Below are 22,104 nucleotides of genomic sequence, written 5' to 3' on the forward strand. Positions count from 1 at the left end.
ATTCAGGAATGATGGTACCGATATGCTGGCACAGTGTAGAGCACACGACGACGTCTGGTACACGGAAGACGAGCGTCTTCCGCCTGATTCAACCGCTGTCAGGTGCTTGCAGGCTCGGTTCGGAAATAGAGCAGGGCGATGGCCGGCAAGGCGAAGCCGATCCAGCTCGCCAGCGGCCAGCCGGCACGCGCATAGGCCCATGCGCCAACCGACGAGCCGATCGCACCGCCGACGAAGAAGATGGCCATGTAGAGCCCATTCAGGCGGCTGCGATGTTCCGCGGACAAAGAGAAGATCGCGCGCTGCCCGATCACCAGGTTGGCCGACACAGCAAAGTCGAGCACGATGGCCGCGACGGTCAAGGCCGCCAATGACATGAGCGAGCCTTCGACGCCGATGCGGCTCAGCAAGAAGGAGCCGGCGCCCAGCGCCAGTGCGATGGCGGTCATCTGGCGACTGTGGCCACGATCGGCATAGCGGCCGGCCATCGGCGCGGCAATCGCGCCGGCCACGCCCACGAGCGCGAACACGGCGATGCCGGTCTGTGACATGTGGAAGGCAGGCCCGGCCAGGTACAGCGGCGTGGTGGTCCAGAACAGGCTGAATACGCCGAACATGCTCGCCTGGTACATCGCGCGCCGCCGCAGCACCGGCTGCGTGCGCAACAGGTGCCCCATCGAACCAAGCATCTCGACATAGTTCACGCCGGGCGCCGGCTGGCGCTGCGGCAGCTTGCGCGACAGCACCACGCCAAGCAGCACCATGGCCACGGCCGACGCGGCGAAGATCGTGTGCCAGCCGAACAGGTCCGCCACCAGGCTCGATACCGGGCGCGCCAGCATGATGCCCATCAGCAGGCCGCTGGTCACGTTGCCGACGGCCCGGCCGCGCGCATGTTCGGGCGCGAGGTGTGCCGCGAACGGCACCAGTACCTGCACAGCCACCGAGCACAGGCCTATCGCGCAGCCAGCGATCAGGAACACGCTCGCATGGGTAGCCAGCGCTGCCGCGACCAATGCCACCGCGCAGCCGGCGATCAGCGTCAGTACAAGCTTGCGGTTCTCGACGATATCGCCCAAGGGCACCAGCAGCAGCAGGCCCACGCAATAGCCAATCTGGATCAGCGTGACGATCAGGCCGGCGATCTCGGGAGAAAGCTGGAGCGCCCGCGCGATCGGACCGACCAGTGGCTGGGCGTAGTAGAGGTTGGCGACGATCATGCCGCACGCGGTGGCCAGGAGGGGAGTAATCCAGGCGGCAGGGGCGTCGGCGCGTTGGGCGGTGGCGGATGTCATGGCCGCCGATTCTACCGGGACATAGATAGGCCCGTATGACACAGGGGATTCAAGCCCGCTTCAACGGAAAACCGGGGAATCCGGCTCGGCATCGAAGCGCAACTCCTCCTGGACCGGCGCGGGGTCATCGCCCTGATCGGCGGCCGGGATCAGCGCGCTGACGCGTACGCCGAGCAGCCGGATGCGTCGTTCCAGCGGGATACGTTTGAGGCACTCGGTGGCGCCATGCCGGATCGTCGCGCCGTCCGCGGTGTGGGCGGTCAGCGTCAGGTCGCGCGTAACGGTGTGGAAGTCGTCGAAACGGAGCTTGATGCCGACGGTGCGCCCCACGTAGCCCTTGCGCCGCAGATCTTCGGCCACGCGCATGCAAAGCCGGGTGAATTGCTCGGACAGTACGGGACGATCGCCGCGCGGATGCAGATCACGCTCGAACGTGGTTTCGCGGCTCATCGACTTGGGTTCGGAGCTGACCACGACCTGCCGCTCGTCACGCCCGTTCGCCACTTCGGCCAGCCAGCTTGCGTAATTGCGGCCGAAATGGGCCTGCAGCAGCGCGGTGTCGGCCTCCGCCAGTTGCCCCACGGTCTCGATGCCGATAGCCGCCAGCTTCTCCGCCGCCTTGGGGCCGATACCATTGACCTTGCGGGCTGCCAGCGGCCAGATTCGTGTCGGGATATCGGCCGGTGTCAGGATCGTCAGGCCATCGGGCTTGTCGAGTTCGGAACCGATCTTGGCCAGCAGCTTGTTTGGCGCCACGCAGATCGAACAGGTCAGACCGGTGGCGGCGTTCACGGCTGCCTTGATACGGGCCGCCACATCGCGCGCCTCACCATCAATATCAGTCAGATCGATATATATCTCATCGATTCCGCGATCTTCTATTTGTTCCGTGAATGATCTGACTGCAGCCTTGAACAACCCGGAGTAACGCCGGTAGGCGTCGAAGTCCGTCGGCAACAGGATCGCGTCGGGTGCCAGCTTGGCAGCCTTCATCATCCCCATGGCGGAAAACACGCCAAGCGCGCGGGCCTCGTAGGTGGATGTGGTCACGACGCCGCGTCCGGCGTAATCGCGCAGACGCGCATAACGGCGCGTGCCATCGGGCAGGACCTCGGGCACGGCGTTGCGACCGCCCCCGATCACGACGGCCTGGCCGCGCAGATCCGGGTAGCGCAACAGTTCGACGGACGCATAGAAGGCATCCATGTCGAGATGGGCGATGCGCCGTGCGGATGAGGACATGGACGAAGGGGAAAATCGTGTACTGTATAAACGTACAGTATAGTGCCGCGCCCGGATTCTGCGGAGGGCCTGTCAGCTGGCTCTCCCGCAAATTATTTACTTAATAGATTGATCTTTATGTGCTTTCGCTTACTTCATTCTTAACGCTAATAGTTTTCTGCTGCAGCAGTTTGCTGACAAGCAGGCCTTCAGCAGCGTAGATAGCCAGAGATACCCAGATCAGCGCATAGCCAATCTGCTTTTGCGGCGGAAACGGCTCGTGGTACAGCCAGATGCCGAGCGCCAGTTGCAGTGTCGGGCCGGCGTACTGCAGCAGCCCGAGCAGCGACAGCGGAATGCGCCGTGCGCCTGCCGCGAAGAACAGCAGCGGCACGGCGGTAATCGGACCCGCCATCACCAGCAGCACCTGCGTACCCGGTGCTGCGGCGCGCGTGGTGTCCTGACCCGTCAGAAACAGAAAGGCGAGCGCGGCGGCGGCAAACGGAAACAGCAATAGTGTTTCCAGTGACAACCCTTCCAGCGCCCCCAGGGCACCGGTCTTGCGCAACAGTCCATAGCCGCCGAACGATGCCGCCAGACCGAGCGCGATCCACGGCAACTGCCCAGCCGTCACCGTGAGCCAGATCACCCCGGCCGCGGCAATTGCGATCGATAGCCATTGCACGGGGCGCAGCCGCTCGTGCAGCAGCAACACGCCAAGCAGCACGCTGAACAGGGGATTGATGAAGTAGCCCAGGCTGGCGTCGACCACCCGATCGGCGGAAACGGCCCAGATATAGAGGAACCAGTTGCAGCAGAGCAGGGCCGCGCTGGCTCCGAAATTGAGCACCAGGCGTGGATTGGCCGCCACCTCGCGAAGCCAGCCGAAATGCCGGCGCCACAGCAGGATCGCCCCGAGAAACACGAGCGACCACACCATGCGATGCAGCAGGATTTCCAGCGGCGCAACGCCGTGCAGGGATTTGATGTAGAGGGGCAGCAGGCCCCAGATGATGTACGCGAGCAGCGCGTAGAAGATGCCGAGTTGCATGGGGAAATGTCCCGGGTAGATGTCCGGTTGTGGGCGGATTCTACCGGGGCGGGAGAAAGCGCGTGTGAGCGCCTTTCGGGCGTGGCAAGCGGATAAAGTGCCGGCCCTCTCCACTCGCCCCTCTCCGCGCGGGAGAGGGGCGTTTGTTGCTTACAGCTTGCGGGCGAAGCTGAACTGCGAGAATGCCTGCTCGGCCACGTTGAACCACGCGGCTTCGTTGTTACGGAACACGCGCCAGTCGTCGAAGATCTTCTTGAACGACGGGTTCTTGGCGCTTTCGTCCGCGTAGGCTTCCTGGGTGGCCTTGAAGCAGGCTTCCATGATTTCCTTCGAGAACGGACGCAGCTTCACGCCGTTTTCCAGCAGACGGGCCAGCGCCTGCGGGTTCACGGTGTCGTACTTCGCCATCATGTTCGTATGGGCCTCGATGGTGGCCGTTTCCAGCGCGCGCTTGTACAGCGCGGGCAGCTTCTCGAACTCGGGTGCCGACGCATAGAACGAGAGCTGAGCGCTGCCTTCCCACCAGCCCGGGTAGTAGTAGTACGGCGCCACCTTGTAGAAGCCGAGCTTCTCGTCGTCGTACGGGCCCACCCATTCGGCTGCGTCGATCGTGCCCTTTTCCAGCGCCGGGTAGATGTCGCCACCGGCGATCTGCTGCGGCACCACGCCCAGGCGCGACAGCACCACGCCAGCAAACCCGGCGATGCGGTACTTCAGACCCTGCAGATCCGACACGCTCTTGATTTCCTTGCGGAACCAGCCGCCCATCTGCGCATTGGTGTTGCCGCCCAGGAAGTTGACGACGTTGTATTCCTTGAAGAACTCGCGCATCAGCTTCATGCCGTTACCCTGCAGCATCCAGGCGTTCTGCTGGCGCGCGGTCAGGCCGAACGGAATCGTCGTGTCGAAGCACAGCGTCGGGTTCTTGCCGAAGTAGTAGTAGCCGGCGGTATGGCCGATCTGCACGGTCTGGTTCTGCACGGCGTCCAGCACCTGCAGGCCCGGCACGATTTCACCTGCGGCAAATACCTTGATGTTGAACTTGCCGTCCGTCAGTTCCTTCACACGTTGCGCCAGCAGTTCGCCACCGCCATAGATGGTGTCCAGCGACTTCGGAAAGCTCGAAGCCATCCGCCATTCCACTGCCGGGTTGCTGCCGATGACAGCAGGGGCGGCTGGGGCGCTGGCCGATGCTGCCGGCGCGGCGGGCTTTTCTTCCTTGCCGCAGGCGGCGAGCGCTCCGGTGGCGGCCACGGCGGACGCTTTCAACAGGAAGGAACGACGTTCCATGGACATCTCCTCGTTATTGATATGTATGTATGCAGAACTGTCGGGAATCCGGATGTGTTGTCGGAAAGACAGGCCGGTCGATTATAGCGGTGGCGTTTTGGGCACGGAGCCCCATCAGAATGGGGGTTTTCGCTAGGAATTCGCACTTCTGCAACGGATAACAGGCATGTTCGGAAACGGTGCTCAGGGCATGGCCGGACCGGCCCGCTGCCTTTCGCAATGTGGGAAGTCGAGCATTTCGGCGGATTTTGTAACCCACCTTGTAGTCCAACAGTTCACCTGATAAAACCTGAGCCCTTGTTCCGGTGTTCGTGCCAAGCCGGTTTCGCCGTTGTCATGCTGCTATCTGCTTTGCGCCCCCATCGTCTACTTGCCCGTCGTCGCCTCACGTTCGCCGTACTGGCCGCGTGGGGACTGGGAGCGTGCGCGCATACCGGCAATTCCGTCAGCCCGCCACCGTTCATCGCGGAGAGCCCGGTGCCGCCCGCTGCCTCGGTGATGGCGTCCCTGGAGCCTGCGGCGGCGGTTCCTGAACCCGTTGCCGCACCAGCAGGCTCAGCCGATCCGCTTGGCGACCTGATTCTGTCGTCTGCACCGACAGATGCGGCTACCAAGCCCGCCGAGGCGGCCAGTCCGCCCGAGGCCTCGCCGCCCGCTAACGGGGCAACTTCCCCGGAAGCAGCAACGCCCCCTGATAGCGCGAAGCCCGTCGAAGCGACGAATGCCGTCGATCCGGATTTCGTCGGCCCGCCCGACTCGCTGGCGCCGCCGCCGCCGCCACCTCCGCCGCTCGTGCTGTTCCCGCGCCGCCTGGGAGAATTCCCCGCGCAGGCCGCCGCGCCACAAGGCGAAGGGACCGGCGACCCCGCATCCGCGCAAACCCCTTCCGACGTGCCGCCGGTCCTGCGCTCGCAATTGCCGGCAGACAATCTGGCCGGGGATTCCGTCTGGCAACTCGGCTACAGCGGCCGTGCGGCTGTAGAAGACCGGTCAGGCCTGCAACACGCCTGCGCTGGCGGTGGCACGCCTTCGGCCGGCTTTGGCAGGGGGCTTGCCTGCACCAGCTCGGGTGAGGTCAAGATTCGCGAGTCTCTGATGGATATGGGAGGCGGCACGCAGGTCCAGCTCGTCGCGCAGGCCAAGGGCACCGATACGACATCGGTCAACGGCAATGCCGCGGCGGTGGACCCTTACGCGCTGGTGCAGAACTTCTATACCTCCGTCAGCGGCCTCTCGGGAACACCCATGCTGCAGGAAGCCAGCGTCTGGGCTGGCCGCCGCGACAGCAATCCATTCCTGATGTCGTCGGGCCTGCTGCCGCCGAGTTCGCCATCGATGCGTTTCGGCGTCGACAACGCCAAAGTCGGCGATTTCGGACTGAGTTATCAATACACCGCACGTAACGAACTAAATGGCGCCAAGCTGCCCAGCTATCACACAGTCCGATCGGCGCCGATCGGCACCAATGACAAGGGTTCGGTCCAGGTAGGCTTCACCCGCGTGGAAGCCATGCAGGAAATCGAGAATTCGGGCGGCGCATGGTGGGCATCGGCCATGCACGAGCAGAAGGGCGTGCTCTATGGCACCAACCGGCTTGGCGTGCAGTATGGACAGGGGTCGCGCGTGGCCATGACCGGCTATTCGGGCATGGGCAACGATCTGTCACGTGTTCGCGTGTCCGATTCGGTGGAATGGAAGAGCCGCTCGGGCCTGGCGGGTTCGGTGGAATCCAGCCTGCAGCTCGATCATTCCGGCATTGGCACGCTGCAATGGGCCGCCACGCGCGTCCGGCCGGCGTTCGTTGCCAACGACCAGTTCCGGCTGACGTTCGAGGTCGCGCACGACCAGATCTCGTCTGGGTTTGGCGTTGGCGGTCAGCGCACGGCGTTCACCGTGGCGCCGACACTGACGCTCGGCAAATCGGCCGGCAACGCCAACCTGCGTGCGTTCTATACCTACAGCCGTGCCAATGATGTGGATGGCATCACCTTCGCCTCGCCAGCCGATGCCTGGGCATCCCAGACATCCGGCTCGATCTTCGGCGTTCAGCTCAATCGGCGCTGGTAAGCTCCGTGCGGCCTTGCCAGCGTTGGGCTGGCGGGTTTGAGGCCGCTGCCATGGGGGCAGGGCAGAGCCACTGGAACAGCAACGCTGCATTCGTGGCACCACATATCTGCGCCAGAATAAACATCGGAGCATCAATCGCACGAATACCCGTGAAGGTATCGGTCAGCGCGCAGGCAATGGTCAGCGCAGGATTGGCGAATGACGTGGACGATGTGAACCAGTATCCCGCTGTGATATAGCCCGCCACGACAAATGGCACGAGTCCCGGCCGATGGCGGCTGGTGGCCAGACCCAGACCAATCAGCCCGAACGTCGCCAGGAATTCGCTCCACCACATGGGCGGACCGGTGCGCGCCTGCGTGGCCGCGGCCAGCAGCGGCAGACCGAACATGGCGTGCGCGGCCATCACGCCGAACACCGCGCCGGACAACTGTGCCAGCACATAACCAAGCGCTTCGCGCGGCGACAGATTGCCCTGGATCAGGTTCGACAGCGTGACGACCGGATTGAAATGACCGCCTGACACGGGGCCAAGCGACACCAGCAGCGCTACGAGCCCGGCACCAGTGGCCAGGGCGTTGCAGAGCAGGGCGAGCGCGGTATCTCCAGCGGCGAGCCGCTCGGCACGAATGCCGGAGCCCACTACGATCGCAATCAGCAAGGCCGTACCCAGCCCTTCGGCAACGAGCCGGCGCGCGGTCGTTGGGGTACGCATCGTGGGGGTGGTGTCTGGCATGGCGCGGGCTGAATCGTGGGGGAACTGCGACCGCGCAGTGTTCCGCGCGGGAGCAAACCCCGTCAATGCCGCGCCGGGATGTAGTGAACGAACTGCCGGTATCGAATGGCAGACCTGAATCGCAGGCCTCAAACTATTCCCATAAGAAATGAGATCACGCAATCAACAGCAAAACACATCCATCACATTTATAAACAAAAGCCATACGGGCTAATGGATCGCAAGTGTTAGCCGTATAACTATCTTCGGTAAGAATGATCGATGATTAAATTCATCGGCATCCATCCATCTGAATTATTGAAGACCACTACTGCAGGTTGTTGCGCATCAGGAGCAGCCACGGCATGTGTGAGTTCGTGAAGCCATCGAGCTGGCCAGCATCGTTCATGTCGATCACGTCCATCGACACCGACTGCTGGACGTTGCCGCCAATCGCCTTGACCACGCGCGCGGCGGGATCCACTTCGACCACGATGTCGCAATGCATCGGCGTGGTGCCAAAACCGATCTCCGCCGCGCTGGAGATGTACTTGTCGCGTCCGCGGGCGGCGCAAATGACGTCGCCCGGCCTCGGTACCGCCGGCATCGGCTCGATATGGAAGGCCGGACGGGGCAGGATGCCGTCGCGTGCGTCCACTACATACATCGAATGTGACTGGCCGGTCAGGAACTGGTCATTGTCGAGTCCCGCCTTGCGCATCACCCACGAAATGAACACGGCCGACCACGCCCAGGCGCCCTGGGTGATCTGACGGCAATTCGGCGCCTCACCGACGATGCCCCAGTACCCCTGTGCCATCTGGCAGCCCCGGGGCGTGGCTTCCATGCCGGTGCCATCCGGAAAGCGCACGCAGTCCGCTTCCCGGCCGTTCTCGTCATTTTCGGTATCCGCCGACGCCTGGCTGCTGACGTCACCGCCGTCCGATGCCTTTTCAGGTCCGGCAATCACCGGAGCAGGCAGCGGACTCTGTGTGACGCAGGCGCTGTCGTCACGCCCGATATGCACCACCTGTTGCCCCCATTTGCGCCATTCCTGCATGGCGATATCGACAATGCGCTCGCGCGGCGTTGCGCCAGGCGGCGTGGTCACCTGCTGATAGTCGGGGAGCGGCACGGCCTGCGGGCGAGCCGTTTTCGGGGGCGTCGTGGTACAGCCGCAAAGCACGGCGAGGGCAATTGCCGCCGTCAGTCTCTGCGCCAGCGCCTGTGGAGAAGACTGTGGAGCCTTATGTGGAAAGCGCTGTGAATAACGCTGTGGAAATCTGCGCGGCAGCAAGCGGGGCAGCATGTCGGGTCCATGCGTCGCGACATCCCGCAATGCCTTGATCAGACAAGGCTGGATGGCATTTTTCAGGGATTTTCGGCCATCACGAAAGTGGCGATGCCGACTGTGAGATTCTACCCGCGGCGTCGCGGGAAATCCTTTGTGGATAACGTCCCCCGCCTGGCGCGCACCTGCGCCAGTTCTGGCGTCTGGCGGCGGCACGGCGGGGTCATGCGATACGGGCTGGAGACGCCCGCAGGCATTACTGGTTGACTGCGTCCTTGAACTTCTGACCGGCCTTGAACTTCACGGTCTTTGCAGCTTCCACCTTGATCTCTTCACCGGTACGCGGGTTACGCGCCATGCGCTCGCCACGTTCGCCCTTGCTGAAGGTGCCGAAGCCGATCAGGCTCAGGGTCTCACCCTTGGCCACGGCGTCCATGATGGCGCCCAGGGTCACGTTAAGGGCTTGCTCGGCCTTCGCCTTGGTCAGACCGTCCACGCCTGCTGCAATTGCGTCGATCAGTTCAGTTTTCGTCATGCTTCACTCCGTATCGAGTTGAAAAAACACCAGCGTCCAGCCCGGAGACTTCACCCTGGAAGCTGCTCTGGCAAAGACGCCGCGGGCCACATCATACCGTGTCGGGCAAAGTGCACCGGAAACAAGATTGTTACCGGTTACGTTTGCACGGCCGCGTCAGCAAAGGGATGGCGGGGATTGGAGACGTTCTGGAAGCCCTGTGAGCGCGTATACGGCGAATACGGCCACAGAGGCTCCTGGCCCCTCCTGGAGGCTGTCAGGGACGTATACGGCCCTGTGAGCGCGTCCTGGGGCGTATACGTTGCCTGGGAGGCGTAGCGGAGCGGGTAGAGGCTCAGGCGCTTGCTGGGCACCCCTGCCTGTTTTTTGATCGGCCTTCTGAATTCCGGATTCGAGTCGATGGGTTGCGATGCCCGGAGGTATACGCCTCGACGGCGCCTCTCATGCGTATGGTTTACATCTTCTTTTCATGTATACAGATAGTAGTAGTAGGTAAACGGCGCCCGTTTCTGTGGATAACCGCGTATACGTCAAGTGAATCAAGCGTTTACGTATACCAAAACCACAGGGATGAACGGCTGGGCGGCGTGGATGACTCAGCCATTCGCATGAGGCAGTGCGCGTATACGTGTCGACTTGTTCCTGCGCCGTCCCCATGTCAGCCCCAGTAAACCCACACCAAACGCGCGCGCTTATCCACAGAAATAGCCTTGGTTATCCACATTGGTGGCGGCGAGGTATACGTCCGTCGTGCGTATACCTGAGTGGGCAGCACGGGTATCATCCGGTTCGCGCCGGACTGGGCCGGCCGCCATCGCCACGGGAATCAGCACATGTCGGACAAGGGCACGGACACCAAAGATAAAGAGAAGAAGGCGGGAAAGAAGAAGACCGCCAGTGATCGCATCGAGGTGCGCCAGTCGGGCGTGCATGGCAAGGGCGTTTACGCGATCGGCCAGATCGCCGAGGGTGAGCGCGTGATCGAGTACAAGGGCGAGCACATCTCCTGGAAGGAAGCGCTCAAGCGCCATCCGCACGATCCGAACGACCCGAATCACACCTTCTATTTCAGTCTTGACGACGGCGACGTGATCGACGCCAAGTTCGGCGGAAACCGCGCGCGCTGGATCAATCACGCCTGCGATCCGAACTGCGAGGCGCGCGAGAAGAAGGGGCGCGTGTTCATCCACGCGCTGCGCGATATCGAGCCGGGCGAGGAACTGTTCTACGACTACGGTCTGGTGATCGACGCGCGCTACACAAAGAAGCTCAAGCAGGAATACGAGTGCCGCTGCGGCAGCCCCAAGTGCCGTGGCACGATGCTGGCGCCGAAGGACAAGAAGTAAGGCGATCGGGGCGCAAGGGCCCCGCGCGACACATCAGGCTGCGGTGCCGGGGGCTTCGCACGGAATCCGGATCACGAAACGCATGGTCGGCGGGCGCCCCGGTTGCTCGCCGGTCGCCTCGTCGCTCTCCTCGTCGATCTTTTCGGATCCGACTGACAGTGCCGCCCGTGAGCCAGCAGGCGCCGGCACATCCTCGATGCGGATCGTGCCCTGGTGCAGGGTCACGATTTCATGCACGATGGCCAGCCCAAGGCCAGCGCCGCTCGGCGCGGCCTGGGCCGGCTGCGCGCCCGGCGTGTGATCGCCACGGAAGAAGCGCTTGAACACTTCCTCGCGGCGTGTCGCAGGAATGCCGGGCCCGTTGTCTTCGATCATCACCACGGCCATGCCGCGATGACCCAAGGTCTCGCCGCCGGCGCGCACCGTGATCCGCCCGCCGGCAGGCACATACTTCACCGCGTTGTCGATCAGGTTAGACAGCGCCTCGCGCATCAGCAGACGGTTGCCACGCACCACGGCCGGCGCGCCACCGGTGAAGGTGGGGCCAGGCAGCACCTCGAATCCAAGATCCACACGCCTTGCCAGCGCCTGCGGCACCCATTCGGCACCGATCTCGAAGGCCATCTCGGCCAGATCGAAATGCTCGACCGGTCCTAGCCGTTCGAGCGACAACCCCGGTTCGGCTCGGGCCAGCGACAGCAACTGGTTAGACAGGCGCACGGCGCGATCCGCGGCGGTCTGTACCTCCCGCAGGGCCTGACGGGCCACTTCGAGCGAATCAGCATCAACCGCGCGGTCGGCATGGAGCTTGACGGCGGTCAGCGGGGTACGGAGCTGGTGGGCGGCATCGGCGATGAACTTGCGCTGGGCGTCGAGCGCGTCGCGCAGCCGGGAGAGCAACGCGTTCAGGGCGCGAATCAGCGGCTCGACTTCGGCGGGCATCTGGGATTCGTCCAGCGCCGCCAGCGAGCGCGCGGTCTGGCGGTTGAGCCTGTCGGTCAGGATCTGCAGCGGCACGAGCTCTTCCTTGAGCACGTGCGACAGGATCAGGCTACCTACCAACAGCAGCAGGATCAGCGGCACCGACACCGACAGCAGGATCTCGTTGGCAGCAGTTTCCCGCCGGTCGAGGAGTTCGGCCACTTCGATGACGATCGGCCCGCGCATCGTGCTGGTCTCACCGCCCGTACCCGCTTCATCGGGGCTGGGCGGTGGCAGGTTGACCGGCAGCCGTACCGCGCGCACCTGCCGACCGCTGAACCAGGCATAGAACAGCCGGGCGTCATGCAGCGTGGTCTGGCCCGTGCCGTAGCCGAGCCAGGTATCCATCCCACCGATCAGACCGTCGGGCCCGTGGATGCGCCAGTAGATCCGGTCGGAGCCTTCGGCTTCCACCAGGGTCTGGGCGATCATCGGGATGTCCTGCTCCAGGCGTGGGCCGGCGATGCGGATCTGCTGGGCGATGTTGTTCGCCACGCCATACAGCGCGCGGTCGAATACCTGGGTGGTGTAGTGCGCCGCCAGCCAGTACGACAGCGAACCGCTGGTCAGAACGAGGGCGAACAGCGGCGTGGCCAGCGCGCGCAGCAGGTGGACGCGCAGGCTCGGGTTCGACGTCGGTTTGGGATTGCCGCCGCCGCGCAGGCGCTTGCCGGTCGCGGTCGTTGCGGGCGTGTCACCGGCTTGCGCCGAGGAGGAAGACGAGCGCGGCCACATGGCGATTCAGGGCATCCCGGGGAATCTGCTTCCCTCAGTGGCCGGCACGAATCTGGAGCAGGTATCCGAAGCCGCGCACGGTGACGATCTCGACGTCGCCATCTTCGAGCTTCTTGCGGACGCGGTGCACGTAGACCTCGATGGCGGTGTCGCCCACGGTGTCGCCGCCTTCACCGGCCGGGTGCGCGAACGTGGCCAGATGGTCCTGCAATTGTGCCTTGCTGACCACGCGGCCCTGCCGCTGCAGCAGCAGTTCGAGCACGGCGAATTCGCGGGGTGACAGTTCCAGCGGGCGGCCATCGACGAACATGCGGCGGTCGTTGCCGGACAGGCGGAGCCTGCCCAGGCGCACATCGCGCTCCGGCGCGGCTTCGCCGTGCTGGCTGCGGCGCAGCAGCACACGCACGCGTGCCTCCAGCTCGGGCAGCGCGAAGGGCTTGACCAGATAGTCGTCGGCGCCGGCGTTCAGGCCGGAAAGCTTGTCCTCGAGTTCATCCCGGGCGGTCAGGATGATGACGGGGGTGGTGCGGTTACGGGCGCGGTAGCGGGCCAGCAGCGTCATGCCGTCGATGCCGGGGAGGCCCAGGTCGAGGATGACGAGATCGTGCTGCTCGCGCAGCAGATGGTCGGTGGCGTAGACACCGTCGTGCACCACGCGCACCTGATGGCCGGCGCGGGACAAACCGGCCTCCACGCCGCTGGCGATTTGACGGTCGTCCTCGATCAGCAGGATACGCATGGGAGCAAGACAACGAGACTCGTAGGAGGGATGCCGCTGATTGTACAGGGACGCCCCGTTGTCTGCCTTTCAGTTGCCCTACAGCGCCTTCCCTGGCGTGTTAGCGCGCCAGACCGGCGGCGGCTTTCTCGATGAACGTAGCCAGGTCGATGTCGCGCTGGGTCAGTCCGTTGGCATCGTGGGTAGACAGGGTGATGTCCACGCGGTTGTACACGTTGAACCACTCGGGGTGGTGGTCGACCTTGTCGGCTTGCAGCGCGACGCGTGTCATGAAACCGAACGCCGCGTTGAAATCGGCGAAGCGGAACGATTTCTGGATGGCGTCACGGTCCTGGACCGGGGTCCAGCCAGGCAGGCCGGCGAGCAGGCTCGCGCGGGCCTCTTGGGAGAGAGGAGTCATGATGGGGGCTCGATCTGAATAGTAGGGTAAGACGAAGGCCGGCCCGCCCGGGCCGCGAGCGGCCGGGCTTGCCGGCATTGTTTCACAAAGCGGCTGGCGGGATGCGCGCCGCTCAGATGTCGTCGCTGTCGGCCCAGCCTTCGCGGGTGCCAACGTTGATCACGCGATCGCCCTCGACAATATCGCCGGCGCCCAGCGTCGGCAGGGTGCGCAGTTCCGGGTACAGCGCGGTGAAATCGGGGCGGGTGGCGTCGAACAGCTGTTCAAAGCTGTCGATCACGAAGTAGGTCTTCTGGAACGTGTCGATGCGGTAGCGCGTGCGCATGATCCGGTGCAGGTCGAAGCCGATGCGGTTCGGGCTGGCCGAATCCAGGCTGTAGATCGACTCGCCCTGGCTGGACAGGATGCCGGCGCCGAAGATGCGCAGGCCCGCGGGCGTGCGGATCAGCCCAAATTCCACGGTGTACCAGTACAGGCGCGCCAGCATGTCGAGCGCGCCGAGCTTGGCCGCCTTGAGGCCGCCCTTGCCGTACGCCTCCATGTAGTCGGCGAAGATCGGGTTGATCAGCAGCGGCACGTGGCCGAACACGTCGTGGAAGCAGTCCGGTTCCTGCAGGTAATCAAGCTGCTCGGGCTTGCGCATCCACCAGCTTGCCGGGAAGCGGCGGTTGGCCAGGTGGTCGAAGAACACCTCGTCCGGCACCAGGCCCGGCACGGCCACGACCTGCCAGCCGGTGGCGCGCATCAGCGTTTCGTTGAGCTGGTCGAATTCGGGCACGCGGTCGCGTTCCATGCCCAACGTGGCCAGTCCCTGGAGAAATTCGTCGCACACGCGGCCCTGGAGCATCGAAGCCTGGCGGTCGTACAGCTTGCGCCAGATCGCATGGTCGGTATCCGTATAGCGGTGCACCGGCTGGGCGATGGTGAAGTCCGGGCGCAGTTCCTGGCCCGATAGCAGACCCTCGTCGAACTGTTCCTTGAGCTTGGCGGTCATCGTGCCAGCAAAGGCGGTGGCGCTTTCCTGCGGGGCGGCCGTGGCGATCATCTATGTCTCCTGTATGCGGAATTTCTGCATAGTCTAGCGATCGGACGCTGCATTCAGGCCGCAAAATCGGCCAGATTCGGGTTGTGAATGCATATAATCTGCGCATATCTAACATTCAATGCGGGATTAGTGCGAGCCATGAACCACGCCGACCTGGACCCCTTCGACCTGGCCTTGCTGGCGGCGCTGCAAGCCGATGGCAGATCCACCCATCAGCAACTGGCGGAGCGCGTGCACCTGTCGCCGAGCCAGGTCGGCCGGCGTCTGGCGCGGCTCGAGGCCGACGGCGTGATTACCGGCTATCGCGTAAACCTGTCGCCACAAGCCCTGGGCCTGGGGGTGCTGGTCTTCATCAGCGTCAAGCTGGCGCACCATGGCGACACGATCATCGAGCGCTTCGCCGAGGAAATCCTGCTGCTGGAGGAAGTGCAGGAGTGCTACTCGGTGGCGGGCGAAGCCGATTACCTGATCCGCGTGGTGGTGGCGGATCTGCCCACGCTGGCCGAATTCACGATGAAACGCCTGATGCGCGTACCCGGTGTGGAGAGTATCCGGTCGAACATTGTGCTGACCGCGCTCAAGCGCGAAGGACCGCTGCCACTTTCACATTTGCGCTGAAACGGTCACGCGATCTGAACAAAATGTGCAGAGGCTTGCGCTTGCCATCCGCGCATGTCACCCTCGCCCGGTGGCAAATCCGGAAAGGGCAAGATGATGTCGAAGATCGTCACGGCGGTTGGAACCGCCGCCGCAGGTCTTGTGCTGGGGGCAGTGCTGTGGGCGCCGATGGCGTCGGCCGCGCAGATCACGCGCTTTTCACCCGAAGGGGTGGTCCCGCAGGTACGGCAGGTGGCGATCCGCTTCGACGAGGCGATGGTGCCGATGGGCGATCTCAAGGCTGCACCGCCAGCGGCTGTGTCCTGTACCGGTGGCAGCGTTGGCGGCAGCGGGCGATGGGTCAACGCTACCAACTGGGTCTACGACTTCGAGCGTGACTTGCCCCCGGGCGTGCGATGCTCGGTGCGGATGTCGGCAGGCCTCAAGAGCGTGGCTGGCAAGACCTACGCCGGCAAACCGGAATACAGGTTCGAGACCGGCGGCCCATTCGTGATCTCGGCGCGCCCGTCGGGTGGACAGATCGAGGAAGACCAGGTGTTCGTGCTGCGCTTCAACGGCGCGGCCACGGCGGGATCGATCCGTGAACATGCGTGGTGCCAGGCTGAAGGCCTCGGCGAGCGGATCCCGGTCAGGCTGCTGACGGGCAAGGAGCGGGATGGCGTCATCGAAGCGGTGCGCTGGAACGACATCGTCAAGCAAAACCCCGAAGCCGTGCACCTGCTGGCCTGCCAGCAACGCCTGCCCGCCGGCGCGCGCATGCAGCTCGTGCTCGATGCCGGCATCTCCACCCCGTCCGGGCTGGCCACTACCGCGCCGCGCCGCTTCGACTATCAGGTACGCGAACCGTTTGCCGCGGGCTTCACCTGCGAGCGCGAGCGTGCCGAAGCCCCATGCACACCGCTGCGGCCGCTGGTCGTCACCTTCACCGCACCGGTACCGCGCAAGCTGGCCGAGCACATCGTGCTCAAGACGCCGTCCGGCCCGCGTGCGCCGAAGTTCGATAGCGACGATGCCAGGGACGCTCCGGTGTCGTCGGTCACGTTCCCCGGCCCCTTCCCGGAGAAGGCCAGCCTCACTATCGAGGCGCCGAAGGATCTGAAGGACGAGAGCGGTCGCTCGCTGTCCAATGCCGACCTGTTTCCCATCAAGCTGACCACCGCCGCGCTGCCGCCGCTGGCCAAGTTCGCCGCCGCGCCGTTTGGCGTGGTCGAACGTTTTGCCGATGTGCCGCGCGGCAAGTCGCCGGCTGACTATCCGCCGCTGCTGCCAGTCACGCTGCGCAACGTCGAGGCTGATCTGCCGGCGCTGTCGGCGCGGGCCGAAGCCGGCACGGTTGCACGACTCAAGGTCGATGACGATGGCGCGATCCTGCGCTGGTTCGGCATGGTCAAGCGTATGCACGAGAACTCGTGGACGCGTCAGGAGCTGGATGCGATCCGCGCGGGCAAATCGCCGTCGGAAGCACGCAGCCCGCGCAACGCGCCATCTATCGAGACCCGCTCGGTATCGTTGCTCGAAGGCGTATCCGGCGCGAAGACGCTGGCGATTCCGAAATCGAACGACACCTCGCCTCGGCCGTTCGAAGTGGTCGGTATTCCGCTGCCGGAACCTGGCTTCCATGTGGTTGAGATCGCTTCGCCGATGCTGGGCGAAGCACTGCTTGGCCGGAAGGCGCCGATGTATGTGCGCACGGCGGTACTGGTGACCAACCTCGGTGTGCATTTCAAGTTGGCGCGTGGCCTGGCCGATGGCGACATGAGCGGTCTGGCGTGGGTCACGTCGCTGGATGACGGCAAGCCCGTGGCCAATGCGAAGGTGGCCGTGCGTAGCTGCGATGGCGAGTTGCTGGGCGAAGGCGCGACCGATGCCAGCGGCGTCGCCCGCTTCGCAAAGCTGCCCGATCGCCGCTACAAGGATTGCGCGAACGGCATGGACGGCTACTTCGTCTCGGCGCGCATTGCGGCGGACCATCCACAAGCGCGCGGCAAGGCCGATATGGCGTTCGTGATGTCCGACTGGAATCGTGGCATCGAAACGTGGCGCTTCAATGTGCCGACCGACCTGAGCCCGAACCAGACCGTGCGCGCGCATACGATCTTCGATCGCACACTGCTGCGCGTGGGCGAAACGGTGTCGATGAAGCACCTGATCCGCACGGAGACCGCGCAGGGATTCGCGCTGCCTGCCGCGATGCCGGACAAGGTGGTCATCACGCACGAAGGTAGTGGCCAGACCTATGAACTGCCGCTGGCGTGGCGCAACACGGCTACGGGTGGCCGCAGCGCCGAGAACACCTTCCAGGTGCCTCAGGCGGCCAAGCTTGGCGTCTACGATGTGGCGCTGGTCTATGGCGATGGGCGCACGCTGAGCAGCGGCAGCTTCCGCGTGGAAGCGTTCCGACTGCCGGTGCTGGCTGGCACGCTGTCGGTGACCAAGGATCCGAAGGCGAAGGGCAATGCCCTTGTGGCGCCCGCCGAGGTACCGGTTGGCGTGGAGATCCACTACACGAACGGTGGTGGCGCAGCCGGGCTGCCGGTGAGCGTGTCGGCGCTGATGCGCAACAAGTACGTGAACTTTGCCGACTACGACGATTTCTCGTTCAACCCGCCACGACCGCAGCAGCAGAGCGCCAGCGGTGACGAGGAGGAAGACCAGGAAGGCGAGAGCTCGCGCGACGAAGCGGAGAAGCTCGTTGCCGACAAGCTGCCGTTGACGCTCGACAAGGACGGCAATGGCAAGGTCACGATCAAGAAGCTGCCGAAGGTGAACGTGCCGGGCGACCTCGTGCTCGAAGCGGGTTTTGCCGATCCGAATGGAGAGATCCAGACGCTGCGGCAGACCGTGCCGGTGTGGCCGTCGGCGGTGGTGGCAGGCATTCGCGCCGCGAACTGGGTATCGGTGTCACAGAAGCTGGCCGTGTACGGCGTGGTGCTCGACACGCAGGGCAAGCCGGTTGCCGATACGCCGGTACAGGTCAAGGCGAGCGCGCGGATCACCACGTCGGCGCGCAAGCGCGTGGTGGGTGGCTTCTATCGCTACGACAACCGCAGCGAAACGAAAGACCTCGGCGTGGTGTGCGAGACGCGTACCGACGCACAGGGCCGCGCGCGTTGCGAGGTAGCGTTGTCGCAGGCGGGTGAAGTGGAACTGGTAGCCAACGCGCGCGATGGCGATGGACGCGTGACACAGGCCGCGACGACCGTCTGGGTCACGCGCCAGGGCGAACTCTGGTTCGGCGGCGAGAACCACGACCGCATGGACGTGCTGCCGGAGAAGAAAGCCTACGCGCCGGGCGACACCGCGGTGTTCCAGGTACGGATGCCGTTCCGCCGCGCGACGGCGCTGGTCGCCATCGAGCGCGAAGGCATCCTGGACACCGAAGTGGTCGAGCTGAACGGCACCGATCCGACCATCAAGCTCAAGGTCAAGCCGGAGTGGGGCCCGAACGTGTATGTCTCGGTGCTCAGCATTCGCGGGCGTCTGCGCGAAGTGCCCTGGTACTCGTTCTTCACATGGGGATGGCGTCAGCCGCTGGACTGGTGGCACGCGTTCCGCAGCGAGGGCAAGGAATACGTGGCGCCGTCTCCGCTGGTCGATCTGTCGAAGCCGGCGTTCCGGCTCGGTCTGGCGGAGATCCGCGTCGGCAACGAAGCGCACCGGCTCGACGTGACCGTCACGCCTGACAAGGCCACGTATCCGGTGCGCGGCAAGGCGCATGTGGTGGTGCAGGTGAAGCTGCCCGACGGCAAGCCGGCGGCGAATGGCGAGGTCGCGCTGGCGGCGGTCGATCAGTCGCTGCTCGAACTGATGCCGAACACAAGCTGGAACCTGCTCGATGCGATGCTGCAGCGGCGCAGCTATGGGGTGGAGACCTCGACGGCGCAGATGGAGATCATTGGTCGCCGCCACTATGGCCGCAAGGCCGTGGCCGCGGGCGGTGGTGGCGGCAAGAGCCCGACGCGCGAGCTTTTCGACACGCTGTTGCTGTGGAATCCGCGCGTGCAGCTCGATGCGGAAGGCAAGGCCGCGCTCGACGTGCCGCTCAACGATTCGCTGACCAGCTTCCGCATCGTCGCCGTGGCCGATCTTGGCGCGGGCCGCTTTGGCAGCGGCAGCGCGTCGATCGCAGCGACGCAAGACCTGCAGATGATCGCCGGCCTGCCGCTGCTGGTGCGCGAGGATGACAAGTACCGCGCGATGTTCACGCTGCGCAATACCACGCAGCGTGCGATGACCGTGGAAGCGACCGCGCGCGCGACGCTGGTCGACGCGCAGACGCTGCCCACGCAGACCGTGCAGATTCCTGCCGGTGAAGCGCGCGAAATCGGCTGGGACATCACCGCGCCGGCACTGCTGGCGTTCAGCCGCGGCGGGTCGATCCTTTGGGAAGTGGGCGCGACCGAGAAGGGCACCGGCACCGCCAGCGACAAGCTCAAGGTCTCGCAACAGATCGTTCCTGCCATCCCGGTGACGGTGCAGCAGGCAGTGCTGGCGCAATTGACGCCGAACGCGTCGATGCCAGTGCAGGCGCCGGCTGGCGCGCTGGCGGATCCAAAGGGCCAGGTGCGCGGCGGGATGCAGGTGTCGTTGCAGTCGTCGCTGGCTGGCGGCATGCCCGGGGTGCGCGAATGGTTCCGCAACTATCCGTTCACGTGCCTCGAGCAACGCTCGTCGAAGGCGCTCGGCCTTGGCGATGCCACCGCGTGGGATGCATTGATGGTGCAGTTGCCGTCTTACCTGGACAGTAACGGGTTGGCCGCGTACTTCCCGCTGCGTAGCGATGGAAGCTACGGCAGCGAAGTGCTGACGGCCTATCTGCTCTCGATCTCCGACGAGGCTGCGCGTGCTGGCCTGCCGATGCGCGTGCCGGACGCGCTGCGCGATCAGATGGAGCGCGGACTGACTGCCTTTGTCGAAGGCCGCATCACGCCGCCGCGCTGGGCGCCGTCTTCGGCGACGATGGATCTCGACGTGCGCAAGCTTGCCGCGCTGGATGCGTTGTCGCGCACCGGCCATGCGCAGGCGCGGATGCTCGGGTCGATCCAGATCCTGCCCGAGCAGTGGCCGACGTCGGCGCTGATCGACTGGCTCGGCATCCTGTCGCGCGTGCAGGATATCCCGCAGCGTGACAAGCGCATGGCCGAAGCCACGCAGTTGCTGCGCAGCCGGCTGACGGTGCAGGGCACGCGACTGGTGTTCTCCACCGAGCGCACCGACAACTGGTGGTGGCTGATGTCTGGTGGCGATGTGAACGCCGCGAAGCTGCTTGCGCTGGCGACACAGTTGCCGGACTGGAAGGGCGATGTGCCCGAACTGGTGACGGGGCTGCTCGGCCGGCAGACGCGCGGCGCGTGGATGACGACCACGGCCAACGCCTGGGGCGTGCTGGCGATCCAGCGCTATGCGCAGGTGTACGAGAAGACGCCGGTGGCAGGCGCAGCGCGCGTCGCGCTGGGCGATGCCTCACGCACGTTCGAATGGTCGAAGGCCACGCAGAAGGATGGCGTGGCCAGCGGCATGGTCGAATTGCCGTGGCCGGCCAAGACATCGACGGCACCGGCCACGCTGCAGGTCGAACAGCAGGGCTCGGGGCGTCCGTGGGCCACTGTGCGCGCGCTGGCGGCCGTACCGCTGACCGAGCCGGTGTCGGCGGGCTATCGCGTGCGCCGTACCGTGACGCCGGTGGATCAGGCGGTGGCAGGCAAGTGGTCGCGTGGCGATACGTATCGGGTGAAGCTCGACATCGACGCGCAGGCCGACATGACGTGGGTGGTGGTCAGCGATCCGGTACCAACCGGCGCGACGATTCTCGGCAGCGGCCTGGGCCGCGATTCGGAAATCGCAACGCGTGACGAGAAGAAGTCGTGGTCTGCCTTCACGGAACGCACACCTGCGGTCTATCGCGAGTACTTCGGCTATGTGCCGAAGGGGGCGTTGTCGGTCGAGTACACGGTGCGCCTGAACAACGCCGGTGAGTTCACGCTGCCACCCACGCGCGTTGAAGCGCTGTATGCGCCCGATGTGTTCGGTGAGACGCCGAACGCCAAGATGACGGTGGGGGCCAAACCGTGAGCTGGATCGCCATGCGGATGCCCCCACGCGTGCGCGAATGGTGGATTGCCGGCGTGCTGGCCGGCGTGACATACGGCGTGATGCTGATCCAGGTGTCCGCGTACTTGCCTCCCGGCACGCCGTTGACGGGCCAGATCGCCTATCAGCCGATCTGGAAAACCGCGATGGCGGTCATGCTCGCGCGCGCGGCGTGGTTCCATCGCCCGCTAGGAGAGCGGCGCTGGCTCGTGACCGCGCTGCTCTTCTCCGCGCTGGGAGATTTGTTGCTGGCGCTGCCTGGTCTGAAGATCTCGTTCATCGGCGGGCTCGGGGCGTTCCTGATGGCGCACCTGGCCTATCTGCGCCTGTTCGTGCCGATGATGGGAGACCTGCGGCCGCATCGGCTGATCGGCTGTGGTCTGATCATCGGCGCGGCGGGCGCATTGCTTGGGCGCTTCTGGCCGAATCTCGGCGATCTGATGTGGCCGGTCACGGTCTACATCTGCGTGCTGGCGGCGATGGCCTGCACGACGATGCTGGCATCGCTGCCGACGGCGCTGGCGGCAATCGGCGCCCTGTTTTTCGTGGCGTCGGACGCGATGATCGGCATCGCGAAATTCCTGTCGTTGTTCGACACGTACCAACTCGGCATCTGGTGGACCTACGCCATCGCACAGGTGCTGCTGGTGGCGGGCGTGGTGGCCGAGCGGGACGCGTGAGAGGT

The 22,104-nt window shown here is 64.8% G+C and carries 16 protein-coding genes; 5 read left to right on the plus strand and 11 right to left on the minus strand.

The annotated features are described in order from the left end of the window. Nucleotides 1-98: 98 nt before the first annotated feature. The 4 genes from RN01_RS03590 to dctP form a co-directional block, all read right to left on the minus strand. Entirely contained in the window at nucleotides 99-1,295 is a 1,197-nt protein-coding gene (locus RN01_RS03590; protein ID WP_017513100.1) for an MFS transporter, read from the minus strand. 60 nt (nucleotides 1,296-1,355) lie between these two features. Beyond that, nucleotides 1,356-2,537, minus strand: a complete 1,182-nt coding sequence (gene dinB, locus RN01_RS03595) for a DNA polymerase IV (RefSeq protein ID WP_024569230.1) — start codon at nucleotides 2,535-2,537, stop codon at nucleotides 1,356-1,358. Between the two features lie 115 nt (nucleotides 2,538-2,652). Then, nucleotides 2,653-3,567, minus strand: a complete 915-nt coding sequence (rarD, locus tag RN01_RS03600) for an EamA family transporter RarD (RefSeq protein WP_017513102.1) — start codon at nucleotides 3,565-3,567, stop codon at nucleotides 2,653-2,655. A gap of 150 nt (nucleotides 3,568-3,717) precedes the next feature. Continuing rightward, on the minus strand, nucleotides 3,718-4,857 hold the full coding sequence (gene dctP / locus RN01_RS03605; RefSeq protein WP_008640993.1) for a TRAP transporter substrate-binding protein DctP: 1,140 nt from the start codon (nucleotides 4,855-4,857) through the stop codon (nucleotides 3,718-3,720). Between the two features lie 336 nt (nucleotides 4,858-5,193). On the opposite strand from dctP, the gene RN01_RS03610 reads away from it, so the two are divergent. Beyond that, a complete protein-coding gene (locus tag RN01_RS03610) occupies nucleotides 5,194-6,924 on the plus strand; it encodes a carbohydrate porin (RefSeq protein ID WP_024569229.1) in 1,731 nt (576 codons plus the stop codon). Here the strand turns inward: RN01_RS03610 and RN01_RS03615 are convergent. The 3 genes from RN01_RS03615 to RN01_RS03625 all read right to left on the minus strand — a co-directional run bounded on the left by RN01_RS03615 (nucleotide 6,908) and on the right by RN01_RS03625 (nucleotide 9,465). Next, the gene (locus RN01_RS03615) at nucleotides 6,908-7,660 is read right to left on the minus strand and encodes an MIP/aquaporin family protein (RefSeq protein ID WP_017514116.1); all 753 of its coding nucleotides are present in this window, start codon (nucleotides 7,658-7,660) and stop codon (nucleotides 6,908-6,910) included. The genes RN01_RS03610 and RN01_RS03615 overlap by 17 nt on opposite strands. A gap of 307 nt (nucleotides 7,661-7,967) precedes the next feature. Further along, nucleotides 7,968-8,948, minus strand: a complete 981-nt coding sequence (locus RN01_RS03620) for a DUF2272 domain-containing protein (RefSeq protein ID WP_024569227.1) — start codon at nucleotides 8,946-8,948, stop codon at nucleotides 7,968-7,970. Between the two features lie 238 nt (nucleotides 8,949-9,186). Then, nucleotides 9,187-9,465: an HU family DNA-binding protein gene (locus tag RN01_RS03625; RefSeq protein WP_008640984.1), complete on the minus strand. Its 279-nt coding sequence runs from the start codon at nucleotides 9,463-9,465 to the stop codon at nucleotides 9,187-9,189. Between the two features lie 833 nt (nucleotides 9,466-10,298). On the opposite strand from RN01_RS03625, the gene RN01_RS03630 reads away from it, so the two are divergent. After that, the gene (locus RN01_RS03630) at nucleotides 10,299-10,811 is read left to right on the plus strand and encodes an SET domain-containing protein (RefSeq protein ID WP_008640983.1); all 513 of its coding nucleotides are present in this window, start codon (nucleotides 10,299-10,301) and stop codon (nucleotides 10,809-10,811) included. A gap of 33 nt (nucleotides 10,812-10,844) precedes the next feature. Here RN01_RS03630 and RN01_RS03635 read toward each other — a convergent pair whose 3' ends face one another. The 4 genes from RN01_RS03635 to phhA form a co-directional block, all read right to left on the minus strand. Continuing rightward, entirely contained in the window at nucleotides 10,845-12,527 is a 1,683-nt protein-coding gene (locus RN01_RS03635) for a sensor histidine kinase (RefSeq protein ID WP_017514890.1), read from the minus strand. A 34-nt stretch (nucleotides 12,528-12,561) separates the two neighbouring features. Beyond that, nucleotides 12,562-13,266: a response regulator transcription factor gene (locus RN01_RS03640; protein ID WP_008640981.1), complete on the minus strand. Its 705-nt coding sequence runs from the start codon at nucleotides 13,264-13,266 to the stop codon at nucleotides 12,562-12,564. Between the two features lie 100 nt (nucleotides 13,267-13,366). After that, entirely contained in the window at nucleotides 13,367-13,666 is a 300-nt protein-coding gene (locus tag RN01_RS03645) for a 4a-hydroxytetrahydrobiopterin dehydratase (RefSeq protein ID WP_017514891.1), read from the minus strand. A gap of 112 nt (nucleotides 13,667-13,778) precedes the next feature. Further along, nucleotides 13,779-14,711, minus strand: coding sequence for a phenylalanine 4-monooxygenase (phhA, locus tag RN01_RS03650; protein ID WP_017511493.1), 933 nt, complete (start codon nucleotides 14,709-14,711; stop codon nucleotides 13,779-13,781). Nucleotides 14,712-14,849: 138 nt separating this feature from the next. On the opposite strand from phhA, the gene RN01_RS03655 reads away from it, so the two are divergent. The 3 genes from RN01_RS03655 (at nucleotide 14,850) to RN01_RS03665 (ending at nucleotide 22,099) form a co-directional block, all read left to right on the plus strand. Then, on the plus strand, nucleotides 14,850-15,329 hold the full coding sequence (locus tag RN01_RS03655; RefSeq protein ID WP_011517951.1) for an Lrp/AsnC family transcriptional regulator: 480 nt from the start codon (nucleotides 14,850-14,852) through the stop codon (nucleotides 15,327-15,329). A 93-nt stretch (nucleotides 15,330-15,422) separates the two neighbouring features. Next, nucleotides 15,423-21,401, plus strand: coding sequence for an alpha-2-macroglobulin (locus tag RN01_RS03660; RefSeq protein WP_017511492.1), 5,979 nt, complete (start codon nucleotides 15,423-15,425; stop codon nucleotides 21,399-21,401). Further along, the gene (locus tag RN01_RS03665; RefSeq protein ID WP_008640976.1) at nucleotides 21,398-22,099 is read left to right on the plus strand and encodes a lysoplasmalogenase; all 702 of its coding nucleotides are present in this window, start codon (nucleotides 21,398-21,400) and stop codon (nucleotides 22,097-22,099) included. Before RN01_RS03660 ends, RN01_RS03665 begins: the two co-directional genes overlap by 4 nt. Nucleotides 22,100-22,104 lie beyond the last annotated feature (5 nt).

Source organism: Cupriavidus sp. SHE (genome assembly GCF_000812445.1).
GTDB classification, from domain to species: Bacteria; Pseudomonadota; Gammaproteobacteria; order Burkholderiales; family Burkholderiaceae; genus Cupriavidus; species Cupriavidus metallidurans.